The sequence below is a fragment of the Streptomyces sp. NPDC029466 genome (genome assembly GCF_055574515.1).
In genome coordinates, this window is sequence record NZ_JBVHZH010000021.1 from 61859 (window position 1) to 87332 (window position 25474).

Here is a 25474-nt window from a genome sequence, read left to right on the forward strand (position 1 = left end):
CCGGCCCCCCGCTCCCGCGGAGAGTGGAGGACATGAAGGTCCTCTGGCTGTTCGCCCACCCCGACCAGCGCTCCCTGAGCGGCGCCCTCAAGGACGAGGGCCTCCGCGCCCTCGACGCCGAGGGCCACCAACACCGCGTCTCCGACCTGTACGCCATGAAGTGGAACCCGGTGGTCGACGCCGCCGACTACGGCCACGACCCGGCCGACCGCCTGCTCATCGGCGCGGCCTCGGAACGCGCCTATACGGACGGCCACTTGGCCCCCGACATCCGCGCCGAACAGGACAAGCTCGACTGGGCCGACACCTTGATCGTCCAGTTCCCCCTCTGGTGGTACGGGATGCCCGCCATCCTCAAGGGCTGGTTCGACCGCGTCTTCATCAAGGGCTTCGCCTTCGGCATCACCGACCCGGCCACCGGCCGCCCCCAGCGCTACGGCGACGGCAAACTCACCGGCAAACGCGCCATGGTCATCACCACCGCCGGCGCCCGCGCCGCCACCCTCGGCCCGCGCGGCGTCAACGGAGACCTCAACGACCTCCTCTTCCCCCTCCAGCACGGCACCCTCTGGTACACGGGGATGTCCGTCGTCCCGCCCCTTCTGATCCCCGGCGCGGACCGCACCACCCCGACCGCCTACGCGACCGCCGCCACCCGGCTGCGCGAGCGCCTGCGCACGCTCCCCACTACCGAGCCGCTCCCGTTCCGCCACCAGAACAGCAGCGACTACGACGACGAGCTCCTGCTCCACCCCGACCTGGCCCGGCTGCCCCCGCCCCGCACCGGCCCGGCCGTCCACTACACGGCCCCGCCGCCCCCGGTCCACGACTGAATCACACGCACAAAAGCCGTAGGCCCGGTGGAATGATTCCACCGGGCCTACGGCGTCAGTAGCGGGGACAGGATTTGAACCTGCGACCTCTGGGTTATGAGCCCAGCGAGCTACCGAGCTGCTCCACCCCGCGTCGGTGAAATGAACACTACGCGACTCCCCCGGCAATACCTAATCGCTTTCCGGCCGCCACCCCACCCACACCCAACTGCGGCCCTGCGCACCCCCGTTGGCCCCCTTGGAAAACTCCCCCTACGACACCCACTCACCCACCACCCCAAGGACTCCGCAGCCCCTGGGAACGCCCTCCCGTAAACATCACCGACCGCGACGCCCACCAGACGGCCAGCACGTCCGCCCTGGTCCGCCCCCGTCTGGCCGCCGTCTGGCCGCCGTCTGGCCGCCGCGTCCTGGACGCCATCCCCTGCGGACGTACGACCGCCCGTCCCGCCCCGCCCCGCCCCGCCCCGCCCCCGCGACGATGCCCGGCCACCGGCCGCCCCCACCGCTCAGCCCCGCTGAATGCCGTCGGTGTCGAGCAACAACCCCCGGCGCCCGTCCGAGCACTGCGCGAGGAGCGCGGGCCCCCGCTGCTCGACGGCGAGGTACCAGGTGCCCGGCACCAGCTCCGCCACCGGCTCCAGCGAGCCGTCCTCGCTCAACATCTCGCGAGCCACCGGGACCGCGAACCAGAACGGCTGGAAACCCGGCTCCGGGTCGGACACCACGGCACCGGCCATGCGTTCGGCCTTGCGCAGCGTCTGCCGGGCATGGCTCTCCGCCACGTCACTGCCCCCGCGCTGGATGCCGTCCGTATTGCGCAGCAGACCCTGGCGACCCTCCTCGGTCCGCGCGACGAGGGCCCCGTCGCTCTGCCCGATGGCGAGGTACCAGACACCCGGCACCAGTTCCGCCACCGGCTCCAGCGAGCCGTCCTCGCTCAACATCTCGCGAGCCACCGGAACCGCGAACCAGAACGGCTCGAAGCCCGGCTCCACAGCCGCCCCGTAGTCCACGTAGTACCCGCGCTCGATGCCCTCCGCGTCGAGCAGCAGACCCCGGCGACCGTCCTCGCTCTGCACGACGAGGGCCGTGCCCCGCTGCTCGACGGCGAGGTACCAGGTGCCCGGCACCAACTCCCCCACCGGCTCCAGCGAACCGTCCTGTCCCATGAACGGACGCGTGGCCGGCACCGCGAACCAGAACGGCCGGACAGCCCGGTCCGGGGAGGCGGCCAGAGCGTTCGCCAGCCGCTGCGCGGTCTCCACCGTCTGAAGGGCGCGCCGCTCCGCCTCCTGCCGCAGCGCCTCGGTCTCCAGCCGTAACAGCTCCGCCCGCCGCTCCATCTCCGCGAGCCGCTGCTCGGCTTCACTCTGCCGGTCGGCCAGGCTCGCCGGGTCGGACACGGCCCCGTACGGCGCCGCCCCGTCCGATACGGCCCGGTTGCGGGCGATGGCGATACGGCCACCGGTATTGCGATTGCGCTGCTGGGGCACCGGCCGGGACCTGCTCGCCAGCCGTGCGCGAAGATGCCGGTAGAGGGTGTCCATGTCGAGCGGATCGGGCCGGTCCGGAATGCCCTCGGTCAGCGTCGCGATCAACTCACCGGTGAACGCCGTATACGTCTCCCCGGGCGGCGACAGCGCGGGCCGGGTCTCGGCGGAGGCCGTCAGCAGGCAGGTCCCCTCGACAATGGCCTGGTCCGCGATGTGCGCACTGGCACTCATCCGCCCGAGCAGCGCACGTCCGCTGTAACAGCAGTCAAGGATCACCACGGTCCGCTGGGCGCCCGCCTGCGGATCCAGCACCGCCCGCCGCAGATACTCGTACCGCAGCGAGGTGTACTCGCGTTCGCGGTCCGAATCGGGCAGGGCGAGATAGAGCTCGTCGGTGTGCGGGTCCGTAAGCCCGTGCCCGGCGTAGTAGATGAACAGGGTGTCCTGGGCCGCCCGATCCCGCACCGTGTCCAGCACCAGCCCGGCACTACCGGGCTGCGAAAGCACCGTGCAGGCCTCGGCGGGCAGTCCCCAGACCGCGGGATCGGTCAGCGCCTCCCGCAGCCCCGCCAGATTCCGGGCGACCGCCGGCAGCTTCTCCAGGTTGACGTAGTCATGGACGCCCACCAATACGGCCTCCGAGCGGGCCGGGTCCGACAAGACGGCCACGGCTACTCGCTGTCTCCGTCCGCCGCCAGTGGAGCGGGCGCACCGCTCTCGTTCCAGACCCGCAGAATCTGCTCGACCGCCTCGGGAGAGCTGTCGTGCAGCGTCACCACCACACCGTCCCGCTCCAGCCGGACCTGCGGCGGCCGGGGCCGCGAGCCCCGCCAGGTCGCCACCGCGGTGATCAGACTGCCCAGAGCAATGCTGTTGGCGACCACGACATTGACGAGATCCAGCCCCCCGCCCATGTGCCCCGGCTCCGGCTGCCCGGGCCCAAGCGAAACCCTCACCTGCCCCCGCAACTCAGGCTCGGCCACCAGCCACCGGTACAACGACACCGCCCCCTCGGCATCCTCCGCCCCACCCCCGAACGACAGATTGACCTCCACCCACCCGGCCCCTTCCATCGCCACCACTCCCACCCCACACCATAGAAGCGCACCCCCCACCCCGACGACGTTTTCCCCAGGCCCACCCCTCCCCAGGGCCACGGGGTTATCCCCTGCCCTGAAGCAAGCCGAAAGCCACCGGGTTTCCCAGGGCCAGCCCAACGCCAAAGCCACCGGGTTCCCCCACGGCCGGCGCAACCCCACCACCACGGGGCTTCCGCCCGCCCGATAGACGCCACACCCACTGGAACTTCCCCGGGGCCGGCACAACCCCAAGGTCACGGGTTTCCGCAGGGCTGGCCACCACCCGGGCCCCGCGACGCCCCGCCCCGCCACTGCCCACTCACGACAACCCTCGCGGCACCCTCACTGCCCCCCCCACGCAGCACCCCTCGCTGCTCCCCCGCCCCCGCCCCCTCCTCCCCCTTCGGGGGGGGAGGAGGGGGCGGGGGTGGGTACGGGGGTGGGAGGAAGAACTCGCCTCGCGAAACAAAGCCTGAGCACCAGTCACCGGCCCCGCTTGCCCGCCCCGACCTCACCGCCGCGCACCCGCCAACACAAACGCCAGAGGCCCCGCCGATTTCTCGACGGGGCCTCTCGCTTGCTGTGCGCTCGGCAGGATTCGAACCTGCAACCTTCTGATCCGTAGCTCTGAAGAGACCGGGCATTGGAGGTCATACAGGCTGCGGGGAGGAGTATGGCGACCGGTGTTGGGGGCTGGCGGTTGCTGGGGTTGCTGTACTTCGGTGCTGTACAGCACGATTTCGGGGCCGGGGCGAGAGTGTGCAACGAGAACGACTCGAACAGTTGCTGAGCGGTGACGATGAGATGTCGACGAATGCCTCGAAGTACGTGCGGATCTCGCAGGGAGCTATGAGGTCAGGAGCTGCCTTGATGCTGCGACAGCAAGTTGGCGTACTCCTCTGTCTTCGAGGTGATGGCCTTCGCCAGCTCACGCAGGTCGCCCTGGAAGGGCTCGCGCCAGTCCGTGATCCTGTGATTGATCGAGATGCCAAGTCCAGAAAGCGTCTCAAGGCGGCCCTGTAGCTCCTTGAGTAGCAACGTATGCCGGTCCAGCTTGTTGATCTCCTCCGAGATAGTTTCCGATGGCACCTCCCCCTTGAGCATGGTGATGAACCGTGCGGTTGTGTAGGTCCCGACACTCTCGTTGGCGGTTTGCAGGGCTTTCTTCAGTTCAGCGTGAGCCCGTTTGATGCGCCTGCGCTCGTTCTCGCGGGCCTTCTCGGCCTGCTTCCGCTCATCCCCGCTGCGCTGCAACTCTGCCTGATGGTTGTCGTCAAGAAGGGCGTGCCGGAGCTGCTGCGTCTTCTCTCGGTCGGCCTGCTTCACCTTGAACCGGTGCCGGAGATCACCGGCCCATGCCTTCGCTGCCTCGACACTGGCGATACGCCAGGCAGCCACCATGCCGCCCAGGAAGCCAAACAGTGCACCGCCGAGCAGCGCCGCCCAGTCGATCAACTCAGGCCCTCCCCCATGTCCGTGCCTGTGGGGCTGGACGGTAACGCGGAGAGCGGAGGTTACGCCGGGCCTTGGCTTGATTCGCTCCTGATGTGTCCTGTCCATTCCCTGCCAGACAGGCCGAGAGGTCAGCTTGACCAAGGCTGGCGGCAGGAAGTTGCAGCTGATCTCGACGCCACTGCACGGAAGGCGCGCCGGGAAGCTGCGGCCGTGCCAGAACAGCGGGACCGCTGACCCCGACGACCACCCTTCTGGCACGCATCGCACTGGCACTCTCAGCTCGGAAATCACCGGCGGTTTGGCTCACTCATAGGCGCTGTACAGGCAGAACGGCTCACCGGGGCGCTGCCGCGGACCTAGGATCGAACCGCCGTCAACCGCGGTTCTCCGCCGCAACTGGTGCTCTTCTGGTGCGCGCTAGTCGTGCGGCAACGTCCCCGTTGCGAGCATCCTGCCCCACTAACGACCGATGGGGATCTCGTAAACGATCTCGCACAGCGCGGCGGGTACGACAATGTCCGCCGTCTCGACGGGCCGTCCCTGGTCGCTGTAGTACGTCCTCCGGATGTGCGTAACCAAGCCGCCCTTCTGGATGCCGAGGAGCGATGCCTCCTCGGCATTCGCTTGCCGCGGCTCCGGCTGCTCCACGGCGTGGCTGACCGTAATGTCGATCTCGGCCATGCGGTTCACCACGCCCACGCCAGCGTGCGGTCCACCCTCCGGGAGGACGATGACGGTGCCGGCGGTGAGGTCGTACGGCTCCCAGCTCGTCGACAGCTGCACCGGCTTGCCGTCGGCGAGGAACTCGTACACGGTGCGGACGCACAACTCGCCCTTGCCGATGCCGAGGCGTGCCGCGATCTCAACCGGCGCCGGGACCTTCGCCTCGGTCCGGCTCTCCCAATCCCCCAACTTGCCCACGGCCTTCATGTCCGCGCGAAACGGGGAACCGTCAGGCTGCTCGCGCGCCGAGGAGCGGACCATGCGTACGCGCTGACGAGCGGCGGCAACGTACGTGCCGGAGCCGGCGCGGCCTTCCAGCACTCCCTGAGAGATCAGTAGCTCTTGGGCGCGACGAACCACGTTCTCGCCGACGCCGCACTCCTGGGCGATCTGGGCGCGTGACGGGAGCCGGTCTCCCGGCGTCCACTCATGCTCCGCGATCCGTCGCCGGAGCTCGTCAGCGATGCGGAGGTACGGCGGCTGCTCAGGCATATGGAAAATCTAGTCCACTAGCTCTAACCTAGTTAACTAGCTTCACTCCAAGTGATCGCCGATGACGGAGGCTGCCCTGTGCCTGCTTCGGAACTAAGAGCCGAAGACATCGCAGCCCGGTTGTCCGCCGTCGGCCTCACCCCGCGCGTGGAGCAGCACACCCAAGTCACCTCGATCGAAGCGGAGGTACCGGAATCGCTCTCCGCCGAGTCGTGGCGGGAGGCCTTGGAAGCCGTAGCGGAGGCCGATCGATTCGGGCTCCTCGCCAACAGCTTGAACGGCCGCACCTTATGGGCCGCCGTAAGCACAACGGCCCCCGCGACGGGCAATGTCCGGGGGCCTGGCCATCAGCGATAGGAGCTGATCAGCATGTTCAACCGTATCCGCCATACCGTCTCGCACTCCGATGAGCGGTGCGTCCCGATGAGCCGGAGCCGCCGGTTCCCAGTACCCGTCGGGCAGGCCGGCGCACCTCGCGATCGCCTTGTGCACCACCGGTACATGCTGGCGGAGGCGCTCTGATGCCTCCCCACCAGCCGTTTCGCGCGACCAACACGAAGGCCGTTCCCTACCGGTCGAGTTCCTGCCTGATCGGTAGGCACTGTGAGTGCGCGCATTCCTCTCCCGCTACCGCACCGATCGGCATCCCCGTGGTCTACGAGGCGTGCAGCTGCTCCTGCCACACGGTGGCCGACCCTGATAACCGGACGGACGGCCTCCGGTGAGGGGCTGGGCGCCGGGTGGTGCTCCGGCCCCCTCTGCCGAGATCATCTCTGCCAGCGTGCAGCGCGGCGACGTCATTAAGCTTGGTGGTCATCCGTGCCGTGTCACCGACCTGTTCCCCCTTCCCGGCGGAGCGAAGCGACTGTGCTTCGAGTCGGGCGAACTGCTCACCATGCACGCCCAGTCTCGGCTCGTAGCCGTACGCGCGCTGAGTAGGTGGTGATGCAGTCCGTGCCTTCTCGCCGTCATGTCATCGCTGATGACATCCGCGACAAGATCTCGACCGGCCAGATCAAGGCCGACGAATGCCTCCCTTCTGAGGCGCAGCTCGCTTCTCGTTATGCGGTCAGCACGGCGACGCTGCGGAGTGCCCTCTCGGTCCTCCAGGGCGAAGGGCTCGTCGAGAAGATTCACGGCAAGGGCAACTTCGCCCGCTACCCCCGTCGCAGAGTCATGTACATCGGCGGCGCTTGCACACTCCGGACGGAGTCCTCGCCCGAGTCGGCGTTACGCGTCATCGTCCGCACCACCAACCTCCAGGCGCACGGTCAACTGACCAGCCTGCTACGGGTGTCGGAAAGCAGCCCACTCACCGAATTCTTCTGCCTCAGCCACGAGGGGGAGTCACCGCACAGCCTCGCTCGTCTCTACGTCCCTCGCGACCTGTCGCCAACCGACGTTCCCGCCGAATCGCACTGCTGCAAGAGCATTGAGGCGAAGCTGGCAGAACTCCGCCCGCCGCTGGCCGAGGTCCGGGAACGAGTCAGCGCTCGTCCCCCGACACCAGAGGAAGCCGCGACTCTTCGCATCAGCTCGGCTCTGTCAGTGCTCGCGATCACGCGCGTGTCGACCGACCGCACGGGACGCGTGGTCGAGGCGGCGCTCCTGATGCTCCCAAGCGACCGTGCCGACGCATTCTTCACCACCAACCACATGACCAACGAGAGGACAAGCGGAGGATGACGACCCACAACGAGCTGCGGCTCCTCCCGTGGTCAGGACCCGAGGGCAACCCCTGCTACTTGAGCACCGAGAGCAGCGGCGGCTACCTGTCCCGCCTGGCTGACCACACCGAAGCGATGCAACTGGAAATGGCAGCGGAACTCCTGGAGCACGCGGTCGAAGTACTCGACGACGAGGAGCCGGAGCCGAACGAGCTGCGACTCCTGACGATGGACATGACTGAAGCCCTGCGTGACGTACGTCGTGTAGCGATCAGCCGCGGTCACCGCCTGCCGCTCACGGATCCTCCCGCTCGCGAAGGAGGCGAGGGTCCTTGGCTGCCGGCGGCGGCCTTCGGCTAGCAGAGACCCATCGAACGGCAGGGGAGCCCCATTCTCATTCAGGTGCTCCCCTGCCGTTCGTTCCGCCCCTCCGGCAGCCGAACGCCTGAGCTCGCGCAATGGTGGCCGATACCTTCTCGGGTACCGATCACTCAGGCGGTTGGGGAGCGACTGGGAGCTGTTCGCTGTGGTGCCACGTGAAGGTACGGTCCGGTTCGAGGTGGGCGTCCCCCCAATGGATGACATGGACGCCGGTCTCCACCGCGGCCGTGAAGAAGACGCAGACGAGCTTCGTGGAGGCGCCCAACTCTTCGAATGCTTCGTGCAGCTCCAGGTACTCCTCGGTTGTCAGATCGTCATCGAGGTCGAACAGTCCCTCCGGAGCCTGTGGCCCGTGTGCCGAGAACAGCCGACGGCGCGTAGGGGATGCGTTGGAAGGCAACCGAGCTCGATCAAGAGGTCTCGGCCTGTCCGCGTACCTGAAGGGGAATATTGCGTGATTGTTGATCACTGCGTACTCATATCCGCGTACGTTCCGCACAGACTCGCCCAACTCCCGAGCCGTGTCCGCCAAGTTCTCGCGCACCGCTTCTGCGAGGGTGGAACCGTAGGGACTTCGCTTCTTCAACCGGGCCGTGAGGTGCGTGGCGTGAGCCTGAGCGTGAGCCCGAGCTAGCTGCATCGGAACCGCGGCGGCGAGGCTGCTGGCCTGCCGCCCAAACCGTGTTACTGCCCAGCCCAAGGGCGCGACACCGTCCTCACCTGACACAGACATACAGCGTTCCTCCCCCCGACCATCTGCCTATAACTGTGTGACACGTGCTCGAAGTCGCCACAAGGGAGCGATCCAGCCACACGGGATGGAAGAGGCTGGTAGGAGACCATGGATAGCTGCTTTGTGAGCTGGTGGTGTTCTCCGCGGTGTATCTGCTGGTGGGTATGCGGGCGACTAACTCCGTCCTCGCTATGGGTGCAGGGACCGTTCAGCGCCGTCGTTGACCATGCTTGCCCCTCCGTTCTGACACACATCTGGCACGCCTTGTTTCGTCGCCCGCCTGAACCTCAGCCGACGACAGTCAGCCATGATGGTGGGTGCGCCGACCGATCAGGCGCGCGTGTGCCTCGCGTCACCAGCTCCTGCCTCAGCCACTCTGCTCGGTTATAGGCACATCCCCTTGCAGCCAGCTGGTACGAACGATGATCGACCACCGCATTAGGAGTTCGATCGCCGAATGGACCGAGCTGGCGCCTGGCTCTATTACAGAGGGCACAGCCCCTCGCCGCTGTTCAGCATTGGGCGTCCCCGTCCGCTGCTGTTGATGTCACTCGCTGATGTCAACGCTGCTAGCCGATCGAGGCCTTCGAAGGCGCGTGACGTATGCCGGTGGGCTCTGGGGGACAGACAGGCTGTCAGTCCACAAAGGACACTGCACGTTCCTATTTCGCCAAGACTGCTAGCGCGCAAGGCGCCTTGAAACAGTCAAGATGCGGAAGGTCACTCTGTGCGGGACCCTGATAGGGGAGGCCACTCGTGCAGTCACATTCGGGAGGTCGTCATGCCGTGGGATGGGCACTACGTCTTCTACGACTGGAACACGCGCAAGGCATCATGTGAGTGCGGTCACTGGGAGAAAAAGGTCGCGCCTGATGGAATTGCGGACGCATTTAAAGCGCACTTGATCAAGTCGAATGCTGTCTACCTACACGAGGAAGGTGGCCAGCAGGACATTTCATTCGGGGGCAGCACTGCCTGGTGTGGATGTGGCTGGAGGCATGACGAGCGTAGCAGCGAGAGTGCCCTAGCTTCCGCACAAAGACACCTCGCCGAGGAGCTGAAGAGGGAGAATAGGTAGTCAATCTGGGGCGTTCCAGAGCATAGCCAGGCGCTTGTTAGCTGGAGCGAAGGTGGCGATTCCGGTGAAGATGAGCAATGAACGAGCGCAGAAAGCGGACGATCGCCTAGGTGAGATAGCTCGAGAGATCGGAGAGTATGAGACTGGCCGCAAGAAGTGCGACAAGGCCACTCTCTTGCGCTCCCTGCTCGGTCTCCGGCGACAAGAGCTGGCAGCCATGAATGAGCTGCGCAGCGCGGACCCGTCGTTCAGGCCGGGCGATATGGATGCAGGAATAACCAAGATTGCGCGCGAGATCGAATCTCTCCAACGCGCGATCGATAATCTAGGTCGCGTCTCTTAGCTGCAACGTCTGGCAGTGGACCTGCAACCGGGCACCAGCTACCGATCAGGGATGGTTGGGATTCGTGGCAGCGTTCGCCCCGCGGTCGGCGGAGCGGATTTGGCCGGTGTCCTGCCCGGTTTGGGGTCGAGCATGATCAGGGGGCCGTACGCTTGCCGGCAACTCGGGCAGGCTTGTGAGCTGCCCGGAATTTGAACGAGTGGCCCCCTGGTCTTGCTCGACGCGGGACCCGAATCGGGGAGGTGGGTAAAGCCGTGGAGCCGACCGCCCCCACCCCCGGCCTGGTCTTTCGCCCCTTGTGGGCGCGGGCGTCGACGCCGCGCGGCCCCGGCGGCGAAGACGAGGAGGGAGCCGTGCGGCGGCGACGGCCGGCGCCGCCGCGCTGTGCGCGGCACCTCTGATCTCTGATCTGACTGCTTGCAGTTCCAGGAGGCCGGGAACGTCAGCGCTCCTGCGCCAACGTGCGGTGTGCTCCTGAACTGCCCCTACCGCAGGGCCGGGTAGCGAGCGGAGCGAGCCTTGATGAAGTAGGGAAAGTTCTATCGCACCGGCGTCAGCCGCTTGCCGTCGTGGCTTCGCACGTGAGGGCCTGCCCCGTCCAAGGCATCCAGGAACCGGACTGCGTAGACCTCGGAAATGGAATCTGCCACCTCGTCGGGCGTGAGCCAGGTGACAGCCGTCGACTCGCTGGAGGTGCGCTCCTCGCCGCCGACCGGCTTGCAGCGGAAGACCAGGGCCACGATGCCTCGTGTTGTGTTCTTGTAGACCCCGGTGAGCTCGTCGACCTCGACGTGGATGCCCGTCTCTTCCCAGACTTCGCGCCGTACGCCGGCCTCCGGGGACTCTTCGAGTTCGAGCACGCCGCCCGGGAGTTCCCAAGCGCCGTTGTCGGCCCGCTGGATCGTCAGGAGTTTGCCGTCCTCGCGGACCACGACCCCGGCCACCGACACGGAGTGCAGTGGCGTTGACTGGGCTTTCGCGGCGCTGTTACTCATGTACAGGAGCATAGGAGGATGGGAAGAGCTATGGGAACCGCGGTAGGAGGGGGTAAGGCCGTACCTCGATACGTGCAGATCGCCGACGACATCGTGCAGCAGATCAGGGCTGGGGTCCTTAAGCCTGGCGAGATGGTGCCGAGTGAATCCGAGCTGGTCGAGCGCTACGGCGTTGCGGGCGGCACGATCCGTAAGGCGATGGTGGAGGTCCGTGCGAGCGGCCTGGTGGAGACCCGCCACGGCAAGGGCTCGATCGTGAAGGACCGGCCGCCGGTACGGCACCGCTCTTCCGACCGCTTCCGGCGCTCGCACCGACAGGGTGGCAAGGCTGCGTATCTGGCGGAGTCCGCGCAGTCGGGTGCCACGGCCAAGGTCAGCGTTCTGTACATCGGGCCCATGGAGGTTCCGGAGGACGTGGCCGGTCGTCTCGGGGTCGAGCCTGGCACTCAGGTCCTTGCCCGCCGGCGGCTGTACTTCCGTAACGGCACTCCGGTCGAGACGGCCAGCTCGTACCTGCCGTGGGACGTCGTGAAGGACATCCCCGAACTCTTCGCCGAGAACCCCGGCGGTGGCGGCATCTACGCCCGACTCGAAGACCACGGGCATGAGTTCGCCGAGTTCGTCGAGACCTTGCAGGCCCGGCCGGCCACCAAGGCCGAAGCGTCCGAGTTGGCTCTCAGCCCCGGCGCCCCCGTCGTGCATCTCGTCCGTGAGGCGCTGACGACTGAGGGCCGCGTGGTGGAGGTCTGCGACACCCTCATGGCGGCTGACCAGTTCGTTTTCAGCTACCGCATCCCCGCCGCGGACTGACGCTCGCTCAACTCTCCTCAGCCCGCCCCGACTTCTTCGTCGAGGCGGGTTGACTCATGTACAGGAGTCGGGCACTCTTCTTCATGTCACTCATGTACATGAGTGGCGGAGTTCGACATCTATAGAGGAGTGATCGGTAGTGCGTCAGATCCCCGTCGACACCTCCGTCGCGACCGTGATGGTCGCGAAGCAGCCGCAGATCAAGGTCAAGGACCGCCGTACCGGTGAGGTCGCCCTCGACGTCGAGACCGGGGCGAAGCTGATGACCGTGGACGTGATGTTCGCCGCCAACGACGCGGTGGAGATCCTGTCCGTCACCGTCCCCGAGGGCGGGGTCTCCGGTGAGCTGGGCATGGGCACTCCGGTGGCGCTGACCGGCCTGATCGCCCGGCCGTGGGAGAACGAGTTCAACGGGCAGAAGCGGCACGGCATCGCCTTCCGCGCCGTGGCGGTCACCTCGCTCGCCGCCGGTGGCTCGCAGGCTGAGGCGGCCTGATCATGGCCCGCCTCTCGGTCGTACTGCTGCTGGTCGTCGCCACCGCGCTCGTGCTGCGGTGGCGGCGTCCCGCCTGGTACTGGATGACCTTCGGAGTCGTCCTCGCCGCGCTGCGGGTCTTAGTCCGGTACGCCTCGGTCATGGACGCCTGTGGCCTGACGGTCCCGCCCCCGCGCTGGCGGCTCGCGCTCGCCCGCTTGACCGACCGCCCGGCCCCCGAGTCGCGTGCCCCGCGCATCCTCCGTCTCCGGCCGACCCGTACCGGGCTCGTCCTGCGGCTCAAGCTCCGTCCCGGCCAGGACGTTTTCGACCTCTCCTCCGCCACCGACCGGCTCCGGCACTCCTTCGGGATGTACGGCGTCACCGCCTGGGAGATCCGCTCCGGGGTCGTCGAACTGCGGATGACGGGCTACGACGTGCTCAAGCGCGTGCAGATGCCCGCCAAGATCGACCGTGCTCCGATGCGCGTACCCGTCGCACTGCGCGAGGACGGATCGGTCCACTACCGCGACTACCGGACCGTCCCGCACGGGCTCACCCTCGGCGCCACCGAGTCGGGCAAGTCCGTCTACCAGCGCAACCTGGTGGCCGGTCTCGCCTCTCAGGACGTCGCACTCGTCGGTATCGACTGCAAGCAGGGTGTGGAGCTGTTCCCGCTGGCTCGTCGCTTCTCCGCGCTCGCCGACAACCAGGACACCGCTCTCGATCTGCTCGAAGCCCTGGTCTCGCACATGGAGTCCGTCTATCAACTCGTCCGCGAGGTACAGCGCATCAGCGTGAACGTCCCGGACGCGGAGATCGCCGCCGACATCTGGGATCTGGCCGAGGATCTGCGTCCCACGCCTGTCGTGGTCCTGGTGGACGAAGTCTCCGAACTCGCGCTCTTCGCCTCCAGGGAAGAGGAGAAACGCCGGGACCGGATCATCATTGCGCTCGTCCGGCTGGCCCAGCTCGGCCGCGCTGCCGGCATCTACCTGGAGATCTGCGGTCAGCGCTTCGGCTCCGAACTCGGCAAGGGCATCACCATGCTCCGGGCCCAGCTCACCGGCCGAACCGCGCATCGCGTCAACGACGAGGCCAGCGCCAACATGGCCTTCGGCGAAATCAGCCCGGACGCCGTAATGGCCGCCATCCAGATACCCGCCGACGCCCCCGGCATCGCCATCGTTGGTGACTCGACTGGCGGCTGGTCGCGCATCCGGGCCCCGCACACCTCGCTGCGCGAAGCAGTGAACCTCTGCAACAAGTACGCCGACCGCACGCCGGACCTGCCCGTGCTCGCGCCCTTCCGGCCGGCCACCGCCTCGTCGAACTCCGACGCCGTGGTGCTCAACAAGGCGTCCACCACGACTGCCTGACCCTCCCGCTCCAAGGCCGGCGCTACCTCGATGCGCCACATCCCTACCCCCTCCATGCCAGATTCCGGAAGGAGCACCGCCATGGGACGCATCCGCCCGGACGCCGTCCTCGTACAAGCCGTCATCGCCGGGGCGCTCTCCTTCGCCCACCTCCATGACCTGGCCGCCGCAACCGGACAGGACGGCTGGAAGGGGTGGGCCTACCCGATCAGCGTCGACCTGCTGCTGGTCGCGGCCTGGCGGCGACTCCGCAGCGACGGCCCGTCCCGGCTCGCCTGGTGCTGGTTCGTGATCGCCCTGGTGGCCTCGCTCGGCGCCAACGTCGCGACCGCCGGGTTCCTCGACCTCCGGCACCCACCCGCCTGGCTCCGTTTCGGCATCGCCGGATGGCCTGCGCTCGCCTTCCTCGGCGGGACTCTGCTGGCTCATACGCGGGGTGTGGCCGAAGCCACTGATGCCGTCTCGCCGGCCGACGTGGCTCCGGCATCCGCTCCCGTACCCGCTCCGGTCCCGACGGCCGAACCTCCTGCCGAGCCGCCCGGGTTGGACGCCGTCGACCTCCCCACGGCTGAACCACCCGCCGAACCACACCGGACCGGCCCCGCACCTGCCCCCGTCCCGGCCGCGCTCGTCGCCCACGCCCGCAAGGTCGCCGACGAGCACCGCGCCCGGACCGGAGACCAGATCGACACCGAAACCCTGCGAGCCCGCCTCGGCGTCCCGCCCCAGCTCGCCGACTCCATCGCCGCCCAACTCACCTGACCAGCAAGGAGAACCGCCATGCCCGCCCGCGATCATTTCCACTCCGTCATGCGGATCGGCCCCGTACAGATCGGCACCTACCGCGACCACTACGGCCGCACCAAGCACGCCGCCGTCTGCACCACCGACCGCTGCGGCTGGTCCGCCGACTTCTCCAGCCGTTCGGCCGCCCAGCTCGCCGCCCGCACTCACCGCTGCTCCGTCCGCTGAACGACTGAGGAGACCTCATGGACGTCCCGCTCTGGCTCGCTCTGATCGCCGTCGGCTACCTCGGCATCAAGCTCATCCGCCCGCCCTGGTGGCTCGTGGCCGTGTTCCTCCTCGGCGGCTACCTCCTCGCCGACAGCTTCCTGGCCTCCGCCATCGACACAGCCGTCAAGTAACGCCCGCAGAAGGGAGATCCACCATGTTCCGTCCCAAGGTCCCGACCAACCCGACGCCGACCGGGCTCGTCATCCAGCCCTCCGTCGAACCGATCGCCACCGTGCGGCACACCCCGCCGCCGGCCCCGGTTGCTCAGTCCCCGGCCCGCCCCACGGTTCAGCTCACGCCCGGCACCGCGCTCGCCCTCGTCGGCGGCACGGCCGTGGTCCTGGTCGTCGGCACCGTCCTGGTCTCGATGCTCCTGGCAGTCGCCATCAGCGGAGTGTCCGTAGCCGTCTGCGCGGTCGTCCTCCGCTCACTGCTCGCCTCCGGGCGCACGCACCGCTGACCGGCCCCCGGGCGGCCTCAACCGCCAAGTCTCCGCCGCCCAGGAGCCGTGCTCCAGTCCGAACCACAGATCCGGAAGGAATCCCCATCATGACCGACCGCACCCACGTACGTGGGAGGTCGCCCGTGCCTGACACGCTCCTCGACCCGACCACCCTCGGCGACCTGCTGAGGGTGGCTTCGGCCTCCGACTACGACCGCTGGGCAGACCAGATCCACCGCGCCGGCGGCTGCTCCGACCCCATCCACCTCACCGGCTGGACCCTCACCAAGGACCGCACGTCCGGCGAGACCCTGCACCACTACTCGACCGCCTCCGAACCCGGCGGACGCCTCCGCCTCGCCTGCGGCAACCGCCGCGCCTCCCGCTGCCCCGCCTGCGCCTGGACCTACGCCGGGGACACCTACCACCTCATCCGCGCCGGCCTCGCGGGAGACGACCGCCGCGACATCCCCGGCACCGTCCGGGACCACCCCCGCGTCTTCACCACCCTCACCGCCCCCTCCTTCGGCCCCGTGCACAACCGGCCCGACCGAGGCGTCTGCCGCTGCGGCACACAGCACCACACGGACGATCCGGCGCTCGGCACCGCCCTGGCCCCCGAGACGTACGACTACGCCGCCGCCGTCCTGTTCAACAACCACGCGGGCGACCTCTGGCAACGCTTCACCACCCGACTCCGCCGCGAACTGGCCGCCCGCGCCGGCCTCACCCAACGCGACCTCAAAGAATCGGCCCGCCTCTCCTACGGCAAGGTCGCCGAGTTCCAGAAGCGCGGAGCCCTCCACTTCCACGCGGTGATCCGCATCGATGGACCGGACGGCCCCGGAACACCGCCGCCTTCCTGGGCAAGCGTCGCCCTGCTGACCGATGCGATCCGCGCCGCCGCCGCGCACTCCTACACCTCAGTCACGGCCCCGGCTGCCGGGGACCAGCCCACCCGGACTTTCCGCTGGGGCACACAGCTGGACGTGCGGCCGGTCAAGGCATTCGACGACGGCTCCGACATCACCGAACAAGCCGTTGCCTCCTACGTCGCGAAGTACGCGACCAAAGCAGCCGAAACCACCGGCACCCTCGACCGCCGCATCGGCGAACTCACCGAGCTGGACCGCCACCAGGTCCCCGACCACACCCGCCGCCTGATCACCACGTGCAAAACCCTGGACCCGCTCTACCCGGACCGTCGCCTCTGGGCCTGGGCCCACATGCTCGGCTTCCGCGGCCACTTCTCCTCCAAGTCCCGCCGCTACTCGACCACCCTCGGCGAACTGCGCACGGCCCGCGCGGACTTCCGCGCCGCCCAGGAACGCCAAGCCCTCGGCCTCGAACCCCCGGAGCCGGACACCGTCCTCGTGCTGACCGACTGGCAGTACGCCGGCCACGGCCACACCCCCGGGGAATCCGTCCTCGCCACCACCATCGCCCGCGACATCCAGACCAACCGCGACACCGCACGCCAAGCCCGCGCCGAACTCGAAGCCGAAGGAGACGACTGGACATGACGAGCACCGTGGTCGAAAGGAAGTGGCACACCACCGCCGAAGTCGCGCAGATGCTCGGCTACGGCCTGTCCAAGACCAAGATGCTCCTCCTCACCGGAGACATCCGCTCGGTCAAGGACGGCCGCAACCGCCGCATCCTGCCGCGCTGGGTGGACGAGTACGTCGAACGCCTGGCCCGTGAGGCTGAAGCGGAGTGGTCGGCATGACCGGCAAGCGCGGCAACGGTGAAGGCTCGATCTACCCGTACAAGAACGGCTTCGCCGCCTACGTCTGGGTCACCACCCCCGACGGCAAGAAGAAGCGCAAGTACGTCTACGGCAAGACCCGCGATGAGGTCCACGACAAGTGGATCAAGCTCCATGCGGAGGCGAAGAAGGGGCCGGTAGCTACTCGACACCGCACGCTCTCCGCCTTCCTGTCGTACTGGCTGGAGTCGATCGTGAAGCCGAACCTGGCTCCGCTCTCCTACGTCTCGTACGAGGGCTGCGTACGGCTCTACATCGCTCCCCACCTCGGCACGAAGCGGCTGGACAAGCTCACCGTCCGGGACGTACGCGAATGGCTGACCAAGCTGACGATCACCTGCCAGTGCTGCGCCCAGGGGAAGGACGCCAAAAGAGCTCCCAGCCGCCGGCGCTGCTGTGCTGCCGGTGAGTGCTGTGAGGCGTATGCATCCCGCCGGGTGATCCAAGCCGCTCGCGATGCGCTGCGGGCCGCCCTGACACACGCGGTCACCGAAGAGGAGATCGGGAAGAACGTCGCCGCCCTGGTGAAGGTGCCCAAGCCGAGGCGCCGCCGGATCAAGCCGTGGTCCGCGGTCGAAGCGGGTCAGTTCCTCGCGGACGGGGTGATCCGTGAGGATCCCCTCTTGGCGGCCTGGGTGCTCGTGCTCTGCCTCGGGCTCCGCCGCGGCGAGGTTCTGGGCCTCACCTGGAAGTCCGTCGACTTCGAGGCGGGCGAACTGTACGTGGACCACCAGATCCAGCGGGCGGGGCGTCAGATCCTCCACCGTGAGACCAAGACGGAGGAGTCGGACGACTTCCTGCCGCTACCGGCGCTCTGCCTCAAAGCCCTCCGGATGCGGCGCGCTCAGCAGACCGGTGATCGGAAGGCGGCTGGTGACCTCTGGCAAGACAGTCACGGGCTGGTCTTCACCACGAAGTACGGCACGCCGATCGAGCCGGGGAACCTCACCCGGATGTTCGCTCTCCGTGCCCGCCGCGCTGGCCTCCGCGTCATTCCGCTGCGGAACACCCGGCACACCTGCAGTTCGCTCCTGGTCGCGCTCGGCGTCCACCCCAAGGTGGCTCAGCGCATCCTGCGGCACTCGCAGATCGCGATGACGATGGAGGTCTACGCCGAGGCGAGTGAGGAAGAGGTTCGCTCGGCCCTGGGCAAGCTCTCCGAAGCGATGGGTGGCACCGGCTGACCCGGTTGCTGTACTTCGCTGCTGTACGCCACGACAAAGCCCCCGCCCGGATTACCCGGCGGGGGCTTTGACCTGCTGTGCGCTCGGCAGGATTCGAACCTGCAACCTTCTGATCCGTAGTCAGATGCTCTATCCGTTAAGCTACGAGCGCTTGGCTTTCCGGCGGTTTTTCTTGCCGGTCGGCGTTGCGGGAACAACATTACATGACCTGCGGCGTGAGGCGAAATCCATTGCCCGCAACCCCTCTGACCTGCGGAAACGCCCTTGTGGCGGGGGTTGGGGGGTTACTCGGGGCAGGGGGAGTCCTCGATGATCCGGACGAAGTTCGGGCGGGTGTAGTGGTCTTCGCGGTGGCCCGGGGTGTCGGCCTTCGCATTGCCGAAGGTGGCCTGGGGGCGGTGGGCCGGGCCGGCGTGGAAGGCGTGGAGGATGCGGCGCCTGAAGTCGGGCGCGGGCAGGTGGAGCGCGGGTGGGTGGAGACGATTGCCTCGCGGGTTCCCGTGGGGAGGGGTCTCGCAGGCGATGCGGGGGGGGCGTCGAGTTCGACGTTGACTGTGACGGGGGCCACTTCCGGGGTTGTGTGCAGGGCGATGGCCTCCCAGGTGTGGTTGGGGCGGGGGCGGTCGGCGGGGGATGCCGTGGGCGGTCGGGAAGGTGCGGGCTTCGTCGGGGCCTCCAGATCGATGCGCTGCTCAGTTACCCGCCTCCGGGTCGCCCGCCCCCAGGTCTCCCACCCTCGGGTCACCCGCCCCCGGGCCACCCGCCTCCGGGTGGCCGGCAGCGCACCCGCGCCGTCGGCCACCGAGGACCTCGACCGCCGGCCAGCCCCCGGGCGCCAGGCACCTTCGCCGCCGGGCCCCGCTCTACCCCGGACCCCTCACCACCAGGCCCCACCACCGGGCCCCAGTCACCCGACCGGCACCCCCAGCGACCGACGAGGCGGCCAGGCAGCGAGGAAGCCAGGCCGCAAGGAGAAGCAAGGAAGCCAGGCAGCGAGGGGCAGCGAGGCAGTCGGGGAATCTCGTGGGGAAGATCCTGTCGTTCCGTGCGCGCTCGCCTGCCAGGGCCAGGACGCGGCCGTGTCCGGCCGAGCCAGGTCTCCGGGTGGCCGGGGCCCGTTCCGCGTCCAGAGGGGCCCCGAAACGCGTTCAGGCCCCGATCTTGGGAGATCGGGGCCTGAACGAAGAGGAGCGGAGGCGGAGGGATTTGAACCCTCGATGGGGGGTAAGCCCCAAACCGCATTAGCAGTGCGGCGCCATAGACCGGACTAGGCGACGCCTCCACACACCCCACGCGCGCATGCACGCTGTGGCGTGTCCAGATGATGGCACAGCTCCAAGGGCTGTCACCAATCGCCCCCTACGGTACTAGGCGCGTGGGCCACCCGGCAAAGACGTTTTTGCAGCGCAACGTCGGGGGCGGCGGCGCGTTAGAGGTGTCGGGGCCGCGACGACGTGCGTTGTCGTGCGCCCCCGGCGTGTACGTGCCGCGTACCGCCCCGCACTCGCCTCTGGAGCCTGTGATGCCGTATCGCCGGATGTCTTCCTTCCTCACCGCGGCCGCCACCGCTGCCACGACCGCCACCACGGCCGCGTCCCGTCTCTCCGCCACCACGAGCGCCACGACGACCGTGTCCCGTCTCTCCGCCACCGCTTCCGCGGCCTCCGCTGCCGTGTCCGTCGTCTCCGCCGCCGCTGTGCTGGCCCTGGCGGCACCCGCCGCGGTGGCCGCCCCCATCCCGCTGCCGCACGTCCGTTCCGGGGACGGCGTCATCGGCGCCGGGCACCACGCCCCCACCGCCAAGCCCCTCCCGGTCGGCCGCCCCCTCCCGGTCGGCCACCACTCCGCGGCCGGTCGTCAGTCCGCGGCCGGTCACCACTCCGCAGCCGGTCAGCCCGTCCCGGAGGGCCACCACGCCTCGGCCAAAGCCCCGAGAGGTCACCACTCCGCGGCCGGCCACCACTCCGCCGCCGGTCAGCCCGCCTCGGCCGACCACCACGCCTCGGCCAGCCACCACCGCCCGTCCACCGGCCACCCCTCAACCCCCCACCACCACCCGCCCACCCCCCAGACCCCCGACGCCCCCCGCCCCGGTGTCGTCGATCACCTCACCGTGACCGTGCAGGGCACCGGTTCGGCGGGGGCGGATGGGACATTTGAGTTGTACTGCCACCCTGCGTGGGGCAATCACCCGCGCGCCAAGGAGGCGTGCAAGAAGTTGGACGGGATGACGCGGTGGGGGCGGGATCCGTTCGCGCCGGTGCCGCAGGGGGCGAACTGCACGATGATTTACGGCGGTCCGGCCACCGCGCACATCACCGGGACCTGGGCGGGGCGGCCCGTCAACGCGGATTTCCGGCGCACCAATGGGTGTGAGATCAGCCGCTGGAGCAGCTTCGAACCCCTGCTCCCGTCGACCGGTTCATGACCCGGTTCATGCCCTAGTAGCGGGCCAGGTCAGGACGATGGGGCACATGTCGGGCGTGCGGCGAGTCGCACACTGCCGTGGCATTACCTCCTCGTCATCCGCCTCCGCGTCCCGGGCAAGTGCCCGTAGACTCCATCCCAGCGATCCGCCACGGTGGGTCGGCAAGGTGCGGTAACAGGGAGGAAGCGTCGTCGTGAGCAGCAGGCCATCCCGAGGCGCTGCTCGCCTCGCAGCCATACTCGACGCCCTCCCCGACGCGCTGTTGCTCGTCAACTGCAACGGCACGGTCGTCAATGCCAACACCATCGCGCTGGAGACCTTCGAGGCGCCGGGCACGGCCCTGGTGGGGCGCGGGCTGCTCGATCTGCTGCCGTCCTTCGACTCCAAGCGCATCCCGGGGTCCATGCGGCGCCGGGACGAGGAGGAGGAACGGACCCGGACGAAGCCGACGCGGATGGTCGCGCGGCGGACGGACGGGACGGAGCTGCTGGTCGAGGTGACCAGCGCCAATCTGGAGGACGGGCGGACCCCGTACGAGTCGGCCTTCGAGGCGGCGTACGCCGATCACCGGAACGGCTATACGGGCAATGAGCTGCTGATGCTCGTCGTCCGTGATCTGACCGGGACGCTGGACACCGAGACCGAGCTGGCCCGTCAGCAGCGGCAGACCGAGATGATTCTGCGGGCCGCGGCCGAGGGTGTGGTCGGGGTCGACGCCGACGGCAAGGTCGTGCTCGTCAATCCGTCCGCGGCGCAGATCCTCGGCTACCGGGCGAGTGAGCTGGGCGGCAAGGAGCTGCATCCGCTCATTCATCACTCGCGGGCGGACGGTTCGGCGCTGCCGTGGGAGGACACCCCGCTGGCCGACACGCTCAAGTCGGGGCGCAAGCACCGGGTGCGCGGGCAGGCGCTGTGGGCGAAGGACGGCCGGGCGGTGTCCGTCGATCTGACGACGGCGCCGGTGCGGGACGGCGATCAGCTCGTCGGCGCGGTGATGACCTTCACCGACCGCCGGGCGTTCGACGCGCTGGCGGCCCGGCACACCCAGCTGCTGGCGGTGCTCGACCAGGCGCTGCGCGGGCCGCTGGAGGAGCTGAAGGGCGAGCTGGGCACGCTCGCGTCCGACCCGGCGGGCCAGCTGTGGCCCGAGGCGAACCAGATCCTGCACCACCTCGCGGCCGGCCATGCCCGCATGACGACGCTGGTGGACAACGTCCTGAGCTATCAGCGGCTGGACTCCGGCAAGGAGAAGCTCAACCGCACGAAGGTTTCCCTGGACGGTGTCGTCGCGGCGGGTGTCGAGGGCGCGATCGAGCTGATCGGTCCGGGGCGGGCGCAGTTCGCGGTGCATGCGCCGCCGATAGAGGCGACGGTCGACGCGGAGCGGATCGCGCAGGCGCTGTCGCATCTGATCGCGGATGTCGCGGGGGTCGATTCGACGGGGCGGATGCCGGCCGGTGAGGCCGCCCTGGGCGGGCGGTCGGGGCCGGTTCCGGGCGATTCGACGATCGTGGTGGCGGCGGCCAAGCGCGGTGATGTCGTACGGATCGAGGTGCGTGGCCCGTACGGTGGCGGCGACCCGGTTCATGAGCCGATCGTCCGCGGCATCGTGCGGCAGCACGGCGGGCTGATGCAGACGCACGAGGTGCCCGGTGGCGGGCCCGGCGCGGGCGGCAGCGCGTATGTGCTGGAGCTGCCGGTGGCGGGGGACGGCACCTCGGCGGACGGTGCGACGGCCGGGGCGGACGCGCCGACCGGCAACGAGACGACGGTGATGCCGGTTCCGGCGGCCCGTGCGCGCGGCACCCAGGGCAACGCGGCGGACGCGGGCGCGGCCGACGGCGGCCAGGGGCCGGACGACGAAGGACACGAGGGCGGCGAAGGGCCGTCCGGTGGTGACGGTGGGCCGGGCGGTTCCGACGGGTCCGGTGCGCCGCTCGGTGGCGGTGGTGCCGCGGCCGACGCGGTGCTGCCGGAGCAGACGGGCGGGGCGCAGCCGACCGGTCGTCGGCGGGCGCGGCACTCGGGTGCGGAGCAGGGCGCGCATCCGGGCGGCCCGGAGGCCGGGGCGCCGCAGGCCGGTATGCCGCAGGCCGGGGTGCCGCACGGTGCCGTCGTCGAGGGCGCGCAGGGTGCGGCGGGTCCGGGGGCGGTGGACGGCGGTCCGGGGGCGCATCCCGGGCAGGGTGACGCCGCGCCCGGGGGCCAGGGCGGTCCGGTCACGGACGGCCGGGGGCTGCCGCCCGGTATGGCGGGGGCCGAGGCCGTGCCGCCGACGGGACGGCGCCGGGCCCGGCAGGGCGCCACGGAGGGCGGCGGACTGCCCGCCCTTCCCTCCGGGGCCGGCCCGGCTCCGGAGCAGCCGCACGGGCCCGCGGCGGGACCGCAGGGTCAGGGACCGCAGGGGCAGACACCTCAGGGCCAGGGACCGCAGGGCCAGGGGCCGGTGGCCGGTCCGCAGGGGCCCGCGGCGCCGTCGGCCAACGGGGCCGCCCCGGTGCCGGCCCCGGCGCCCGGTCGGCCGAGCCCGCAGATTCCAGGTCAGAGCCCGGCTCCGGGGCAGTCTCCGGCGCCGGGCCGGCCGCATGTTCCGGGGCAGGCCACGGGCCCCGGCCAGACGCCGCCCCCGGGTCCCCAGGGGCTCGCCCCCGTCCAGGCGGGTGGCCGACGGGCGCGCCGGGCGCTGGCCGAGGCGCCCGAGCGGACCGCCCCGGGTGAGCGGAACGGGGCGGCCGCGGCCTCCGGGGCACAGCAGCCGGCCGGTGCGCGTACCGCCTTCGCGCTGCCGCCCGCCGCCGCGGACCGGACCCCGGAGTCGTCGCTGCCGGCGCTGCCCGCGACCGCCGACCAGGTGCCCGCGCAGTCGGCCGGTCCGCAGGAGGGCGCCGGTACGGGACGCCGCCGGGCGCGTCGGCCGGTGGCCGGTGGCCCGGACGCGGCGGTACCGGGCGGGCAGCCGGGGCACGAGCCCGAAGGGCCCGTCAGCTCCGGTGCGCCGCAAGGGGAGTGGGACGGCGAGCCGACCGGCAGGCGGCGGGCGCGACGGGCCGCGGCCGAGGAGCGTGCGGCGGCCGCGATGGCCGACGCCGAGTCGTCCGGCACCTTCGTCGCGGGCCCGGAGGGGCTCGTGGCGCAGCCCACCGAACCGGCCGAGGCGACGGGTACGGCCGGTGGCACGGCGCCCGGTGTCGCCCCCGCGCCGGAGGTCGGTGCCCCCCAGGCGCCCGCCGCGCCACAGCCGTCCCCCGCTCCCGTCGCGCCTCAGGACCCGCAGAGCCCCCAGGCCCCCACCGGCCGTCGCCGGGGCCGTCCCAGCCCTGCCGAGGAGGCCGCGGGCCCGCCCGTGCCGCCGCAGGGCGGGCCCGCCGCGGCGGCGCACCGGCAGCCGCTGCCGCCCGCTGCCGAGGACGACGGGCATGCCGCGGGGCACTCCCAGGGGCGGGCGTTCAGCGTGCGGACGCTCGGTCAGGGTGTGCCGTTCGCCCAGCAGATCGCCGATCAGCAGCGCCCGCCGGCGCCGCCCGGCAGCACCCCGCCGGGCGGTACGTCCGCCGGTTCGGGCCGCCGCCGTAAGCTCGCCGCGCCGCAGGAGGACCGGGGCGCGGCGGGCGCCGAGCCCACCCCGGCCGAGGCGCCCGCGCACCCCGGTGCCCCGCAGCCCAAGCCGCAGGCTCCGGCCCCGCCGCCGTCCCAGCCGCCGTCCCAGCCGCAGCCGCATCTGATGGATGCCAGTGAGGGACGGGCCTTCGCGATCTCCGCGCCCGATGAGGGCAGCGAGGGCCCCGAGCCGCTGGACGGGCCGAACGGCGCCATAGAGGTGATGGCTCGTCAGCCGATGCCGATGGACGACGAGTTGCCGCCGGAGCCGCTGGACAATCCGCGCCGGCTGCTGGTCTGGCCCGCGCCGGATGTCGCCACTCAGCAGGCGCTGAGCGACCGCGGCTACCGTCCGGTGATCGTCAACTCCCGCGAGGAGGTGGACGCGCAGATCGCCGCCTATCCGGCGGCGCTCTTCGTCGACCCGCTGACGGGGCCGATCACCCGTACCGCGCTGCAGTCGCTGCGTCAGGCGGCGGGCGCGGCCGAGGTCCCCGTCCTGGTGACCGCCGGTCTGGGGCAGGCCACCCGGGAGGCCGCGTACGGTGCCGACCCGGCCGTGCTGCTCAAGGCGCTGGCCCCGCGCGACAGTGACGTGCACCCGCCGCGGGTGCTGCTGATCGAGCAGAACGACGACATCGCGGGCGCCCTGACCATGTCGCTGGAGCGGCGCGGTATGCAGGTCGCCCGGGCCGCCGCGGATGCCGACGCGGTCACTCTCGCGACGCAGATGCGGCCCAATCTGGTCGTGATGGATCTGATGCAGGTGCGGCGCCGGCGGGCCGGCATCGTCGACTGGCTGCGCGCCAACGGGCTGCTCGACCACACGCCGCTGGTCGTCTACACATCAGCCGACATGGACCCGGCGCAGCTGCCCCGGCTGGCGGCCGGCGAGACGGTGCTCTTCCTGGCGGAGCGCTCCACGAGCACCGAGGTGCAGGCCCGGATCGTCGACCTGCTCGCCAAGATCGGTACGAACTGACCCGCATCGGCACGAACTGACCCGTGGGGGGGGGGGGGGGGGGGGGGGGGGGGGGGGGAGGGGGGGGGGGGGGGGGGGAGGGGGGGGGGGGGGGGGGGGGGGGGGGTGGTGGGGGCGACG

22 protein-coding genes, 3 tRNA genes and 2 pseudogenes are annotated in these 25474 nt (G+C 69.9%); 17 read left to right on the plus strand and 10 right to left on the minus strand.

The window, feature by feature from the left end; genetic code table 11:
• Positions 1-32: 32 nt before the first annotated feature.
• A complete protein-coding gene (locus ACZ4XD_RS17835) occupies positions 33-833 on the plus strand; it encodes an NAD(P)H-dependent oxidoreductase (RefSeq protein ID WP_468043070.1) in 801 nt (266 codons plus the stop codon).
• A 59-nt stretch (positions 834-892) separates the two neighbouring features.
• Here ACZ4XD_RS17835 and ACZ4XD_RS17840 read toward each other — a convergent pair.
• From ACZ4XD_RS17840 to ACZ4XD_RS17865, 6 genes and pseudogenes are all read right to left on the minus strand, one after another.
• Positions 893-966 (minus strand) — tRNA-Met (locus ACZ4XD_RS17840).
• 376 nt (positions 967-1342) lie between these two features.
• Positions 1343-1537, minus strand: a pseudogene (locus ACZ4XD_RS17845) (hypothetical protein); the annotation flags it as partial.
• Between the two features lie 795 nt (positions 1538-2332).
• Positions 2333-2998: pseudogene (locus tag ACZ4XD_RS17850) on the minus strand (caspase family protein); the annotation flags it as partial.
• A 2-nt stretch (positions 2999-3000) separates the two neighbouring features.
• On the minus strand, positions 3001-3402 hold the full coding sequence (locus tag ACZ4XD_RS17855) for an effector-associated constant component EACC1 (RefSeq protein WP_468043191.1): 402 nt from the start codon (positions 3400-3402) through the stop codon (positions 3001-3003).
• An 861-nt stretch (positions 3403-4263) separates the two neighbouring features.
• Positions 4264-4863 carry a hypothetical protein gene (locus ACZ4XD_RS17860; RefSeq protein WP_468043072.1) on the minus strand — a complete coding sequence of 200 codons (600 nt, stop codon included), beginning with the start codon at positions 4861-4863 and terminating at the stop codon, positions 4264-4266.
• A gap of 459 nt (positions 4864-5322) precedes the next feature.
• Positions 5323-6078, minus strand: a complete 756-nt coding sequence (locus ACZ4XD_RS17865; RefSeq protein WP_468043074.1) for a GntR family transcriptional regulator — start codon at positions 6076-6078, stop codon at positions 5323-5325.
• A gap of 78 nt (positions 6079-6156) precedes the next feature.
• Here ACZ4XD_RS17865 and ACZ4XD_RS17870 point away from each other — a divergent pair, with 78 nt between their 5' ends.
• The 3 genes from ACZ4XD_RS17870 (at position 6157) to ACZ4XD_RS17880 (ending at position 8105) form a co-directional block, all read left to right on the plus strand.
• Positions 6157-6435 (plus strand): hypothetical protein, encoded by a 279-nt coding sequence (locus tag ACZ4XD_RS17870; protein WP_468043193.1) that lies wholly within the window; start codon positions 6157-6159, stop codon positions 6433-6435.
• 588 nt (positions 6436-7023) lie between these two features.
• Positions 7024-7764 (plus strand): GntR family transcriptional regulator, encoded by a 741-nt coding sequence (locus ACZ4XD_RS17875; protein ID WP_468043195.1) that lies wholly within the window; start codon positions 7024-7026, stop codon positions 7762-7764.
• The gene (locus ACZ4XD_RS17880; protein WP_468043076.1) at positions 7761-8105 is read left to right on the plus strand and encodes a hypothetical protein; all 345 of its coding nucleotides are present in this window, start codon (positions 7761-7763) and stop codon (positions 8103-8105) included. The genes ACZ4XD_RS17875 and ACZ4XD_RS17880 overlap by 4 nt, the downstream gene beginning before the upstream one ends.
• 127 nt (positions 8106-8232) lie before the next feature.
• On the opposite strand, the gene ACZ4XD_RS17885 is transcribed toward ACZ4XD_RS17880, so the two are convergent.
• A complete protein-coding gene (locus ACZ4XD_RS17885; RefSeq protein ID WP_468043077.1) occupies positions 8233-8526 on the minus strand; it encodes a hypothetical protein in 294 nt (97 codons plus the stop codon).
• A 1463-nt stretch (positions 8527-9989) separates the two neighbouring features.
• Between ACZ4XD_RS17885 and ACZ4XD_RS17890 the strand changes: the two genes are divergently transcribed.
• Positions 9990-10280, plus strand: coding sequence for a hypothetical protein (locus tag ACZ4XD_RS17890; RefSeq protein ID WP_468043079.1), 291 nt, complete (start codon positions 9990-9992; stop codon positions 10278-10280).
• Positions 10281-10819: 539 nt separating this feature from the next.
• On the opposite strand, the gene ACZ4XD_RS17895 is transcribed toward ACZ4XD_RS17890, so the two are convergent.
• A complete protein-coding gene (locus ACZ4XD_RS17895; RefSeq protein WP_468043081.1) occupies positions 10820-11287 on the minus strand; it encodes an NUDIX hydrolase in 468 nt (155 codons plus the stop codon).
• Between the two features lie 18 nt (positions 11288-11305).
• On the opposite strand from ACZ4XD_RS17895, the gene ACZ4XD_RS17900 reads away from it, so the two are divergent.
• The 10 genes from ACZ4XD_RS17900 to ACZ4XD_RS17945 all read left to right on the plus strand — a co-directional run bounded on the left by ACZ4XD_RS17900 (position 11306) and on the right by ACZ4XD_RS17945 (position 18347).
• Positions 11306-12085 (plus strand): GntR family transcriptional regulator, encoded by a 780-nt coding sequence (locus tag ACZ4XD_RS17900; protein WP_468043083.1) that lies wholly within the window; start codon positions 11306-11308, stop codon positions 12083-12085.
• A gap of 139 nt (positions 12086-12224) precedes the next feature.
• Positions 12225-12581, plus strand: coding sequence for an SCO3933 family regulatory protein (locus ACZ4XD_RS17905; protein ID WP_468043085.1), 357 nt, complete (start codon positions 12225-12227; stop codon positions 12579-12581).
• A 2-nt stretch (positions 12582-12583) separates the two neighbouring features.
• Positions 12584-13939, plus strand: coding sequence for an FtsK/SpoIIIE domain-containing protein (locus tag ACZ4XD_RS17910; protein ID WP_468043087.1), 1356 nt, complete (start codon positions 12584-12586; stop codon positions 13937-13939).
• A gap of 81 nt (positions 13940-14020) precedes the next feature.
• A complete protein-coding gene (locus ACZ4XD_RS17915) occupies positions 14021-14701 on the plus strand; it encodes a DUF2637 domain-containing protein (RefSeq protein ID WP_468043088.1) in 681 nt (226 codons plus the stop codon).
• Positions 14702-14719: 18 nt separating this feature from the next.
• Positions 14720-14911: a mobile element transfer protein gene (locus ACZ4XD_RS17920; RefSeq protein WP_468043090.1), complete on the plus strand. Its 192-nt coding sequence runs from the start codon at positions 14720-14722 to the stop codon at positions 14909-14911.
• A gap of 17 nt (positions 14912-14928) precedes the next feature.
• Positions 14929-15084 carry a hypothetical protein gene (locus ACZ4XD_RS17925; RefSeq protein ID WP_109891880.1) on the plus strand — a complete coding sequence of 52 codons (156 nt, stop codon included), beginning with the start codon at positions 14929-14931 and terminating at the stop codon, positions 15082-15084.
• A gap of 23 nt (positions 15085-15107) precedes the next feature.
• On the plus strand, positions 15108-15413 hold the full coding sequence (locus tag ACZ4XD_RS17930) for a SpdD-like protein (protein ID WP_468043092.1): 306 nt from the start codon (positions 15108-15110) through the stop codon (positions 15411-15413).
• Positions 15414-15502: 89 nt separating this feature from the next.
• Positions 15503-16918, plus strand: a complete 1416-nt coding sequence (gene repSA, locus ACZ4XD_RS17935; RefSeq protein WP_468043094.1) for a replication initiator protein RepSA — start codon at positions 15503-15505, stop codon at positions 16916-16918.
• The gene (locus ACZ4XD_RS17940; protein ID WP_468043096.1) at positions 16915-17124 is read left to right on the plus strand and encodes an excisionase family DNA-binding protein; all 210 of its coding nucleotides are present in this window, start codon (positions 16915-16917) and stop codon (positions 17122-17124) included. Before repSA ends, ACZ4XD_RS17940 begins: the two co-directional genes overlap by 4 nt.
• Entirely contained in the window at positions 17112-18347 is a 1236-nt protein-coding gene (locus ACZ4XD_RS17945) for a site-specific integrase (RefSeq protein ID WP_468043098.1), read from the plus strand. Before ACZ4XD_RS17940 ends, ACZ4XD_RS17945 begins: the two co-directional genes overlap by 13 nt.
• Positions 18348-18425: 78 nt before the next feature.
• Here ACZ4XD_RS17945 and ACZ4XD_RS17950 read toward each other — a convergent pair.
• Positions 18426-18498: transfer RNA gene (locus tag ACZ4XD_RS17950), tRNA-Arg, on the minus strand.
• 1040 nt (positions 18499-19538) lie between these two features.
• A tRNA-Ser gene (locus ACZ4XD_RS17955) sits at positions 19539-19629 on the minus strand.
• 255 nt (positions 19630-19884) lie between these two features.
• Between ACZ4XD_RS17955 and ACZ4XD_RS17960 the strand changes: the two genes are divergently transcribed.
• Both ACZ4XD_RS17960 and ACZ4XD_RS17965 read left to right on the plus strand, forming a co-directional pair.
• Positions 19885-20775: an SSI family serine proteinase inhibitor gene (locus ACZ4XD_RS17960; protein WP_468043100.1), complete on the plus strand. Its 891-nt coding sequence runs from the start codon at positions 19885-19887 to the stop codon at positions 20773-20775.
• Between the two features lie 193 nt (positions 20776-20968).
• Complete coding sequence (locus ACZ4XD_RS17965) at positions 20969-25354, plus strand: response regulator (RefSeq protein ID WP_468043102.1); 4386 nt, start codon at positions 20969-20971, stop codon at positions 25352-25354.
• Positions 25355-25474 lie beyond the last annotated feature (120 nt).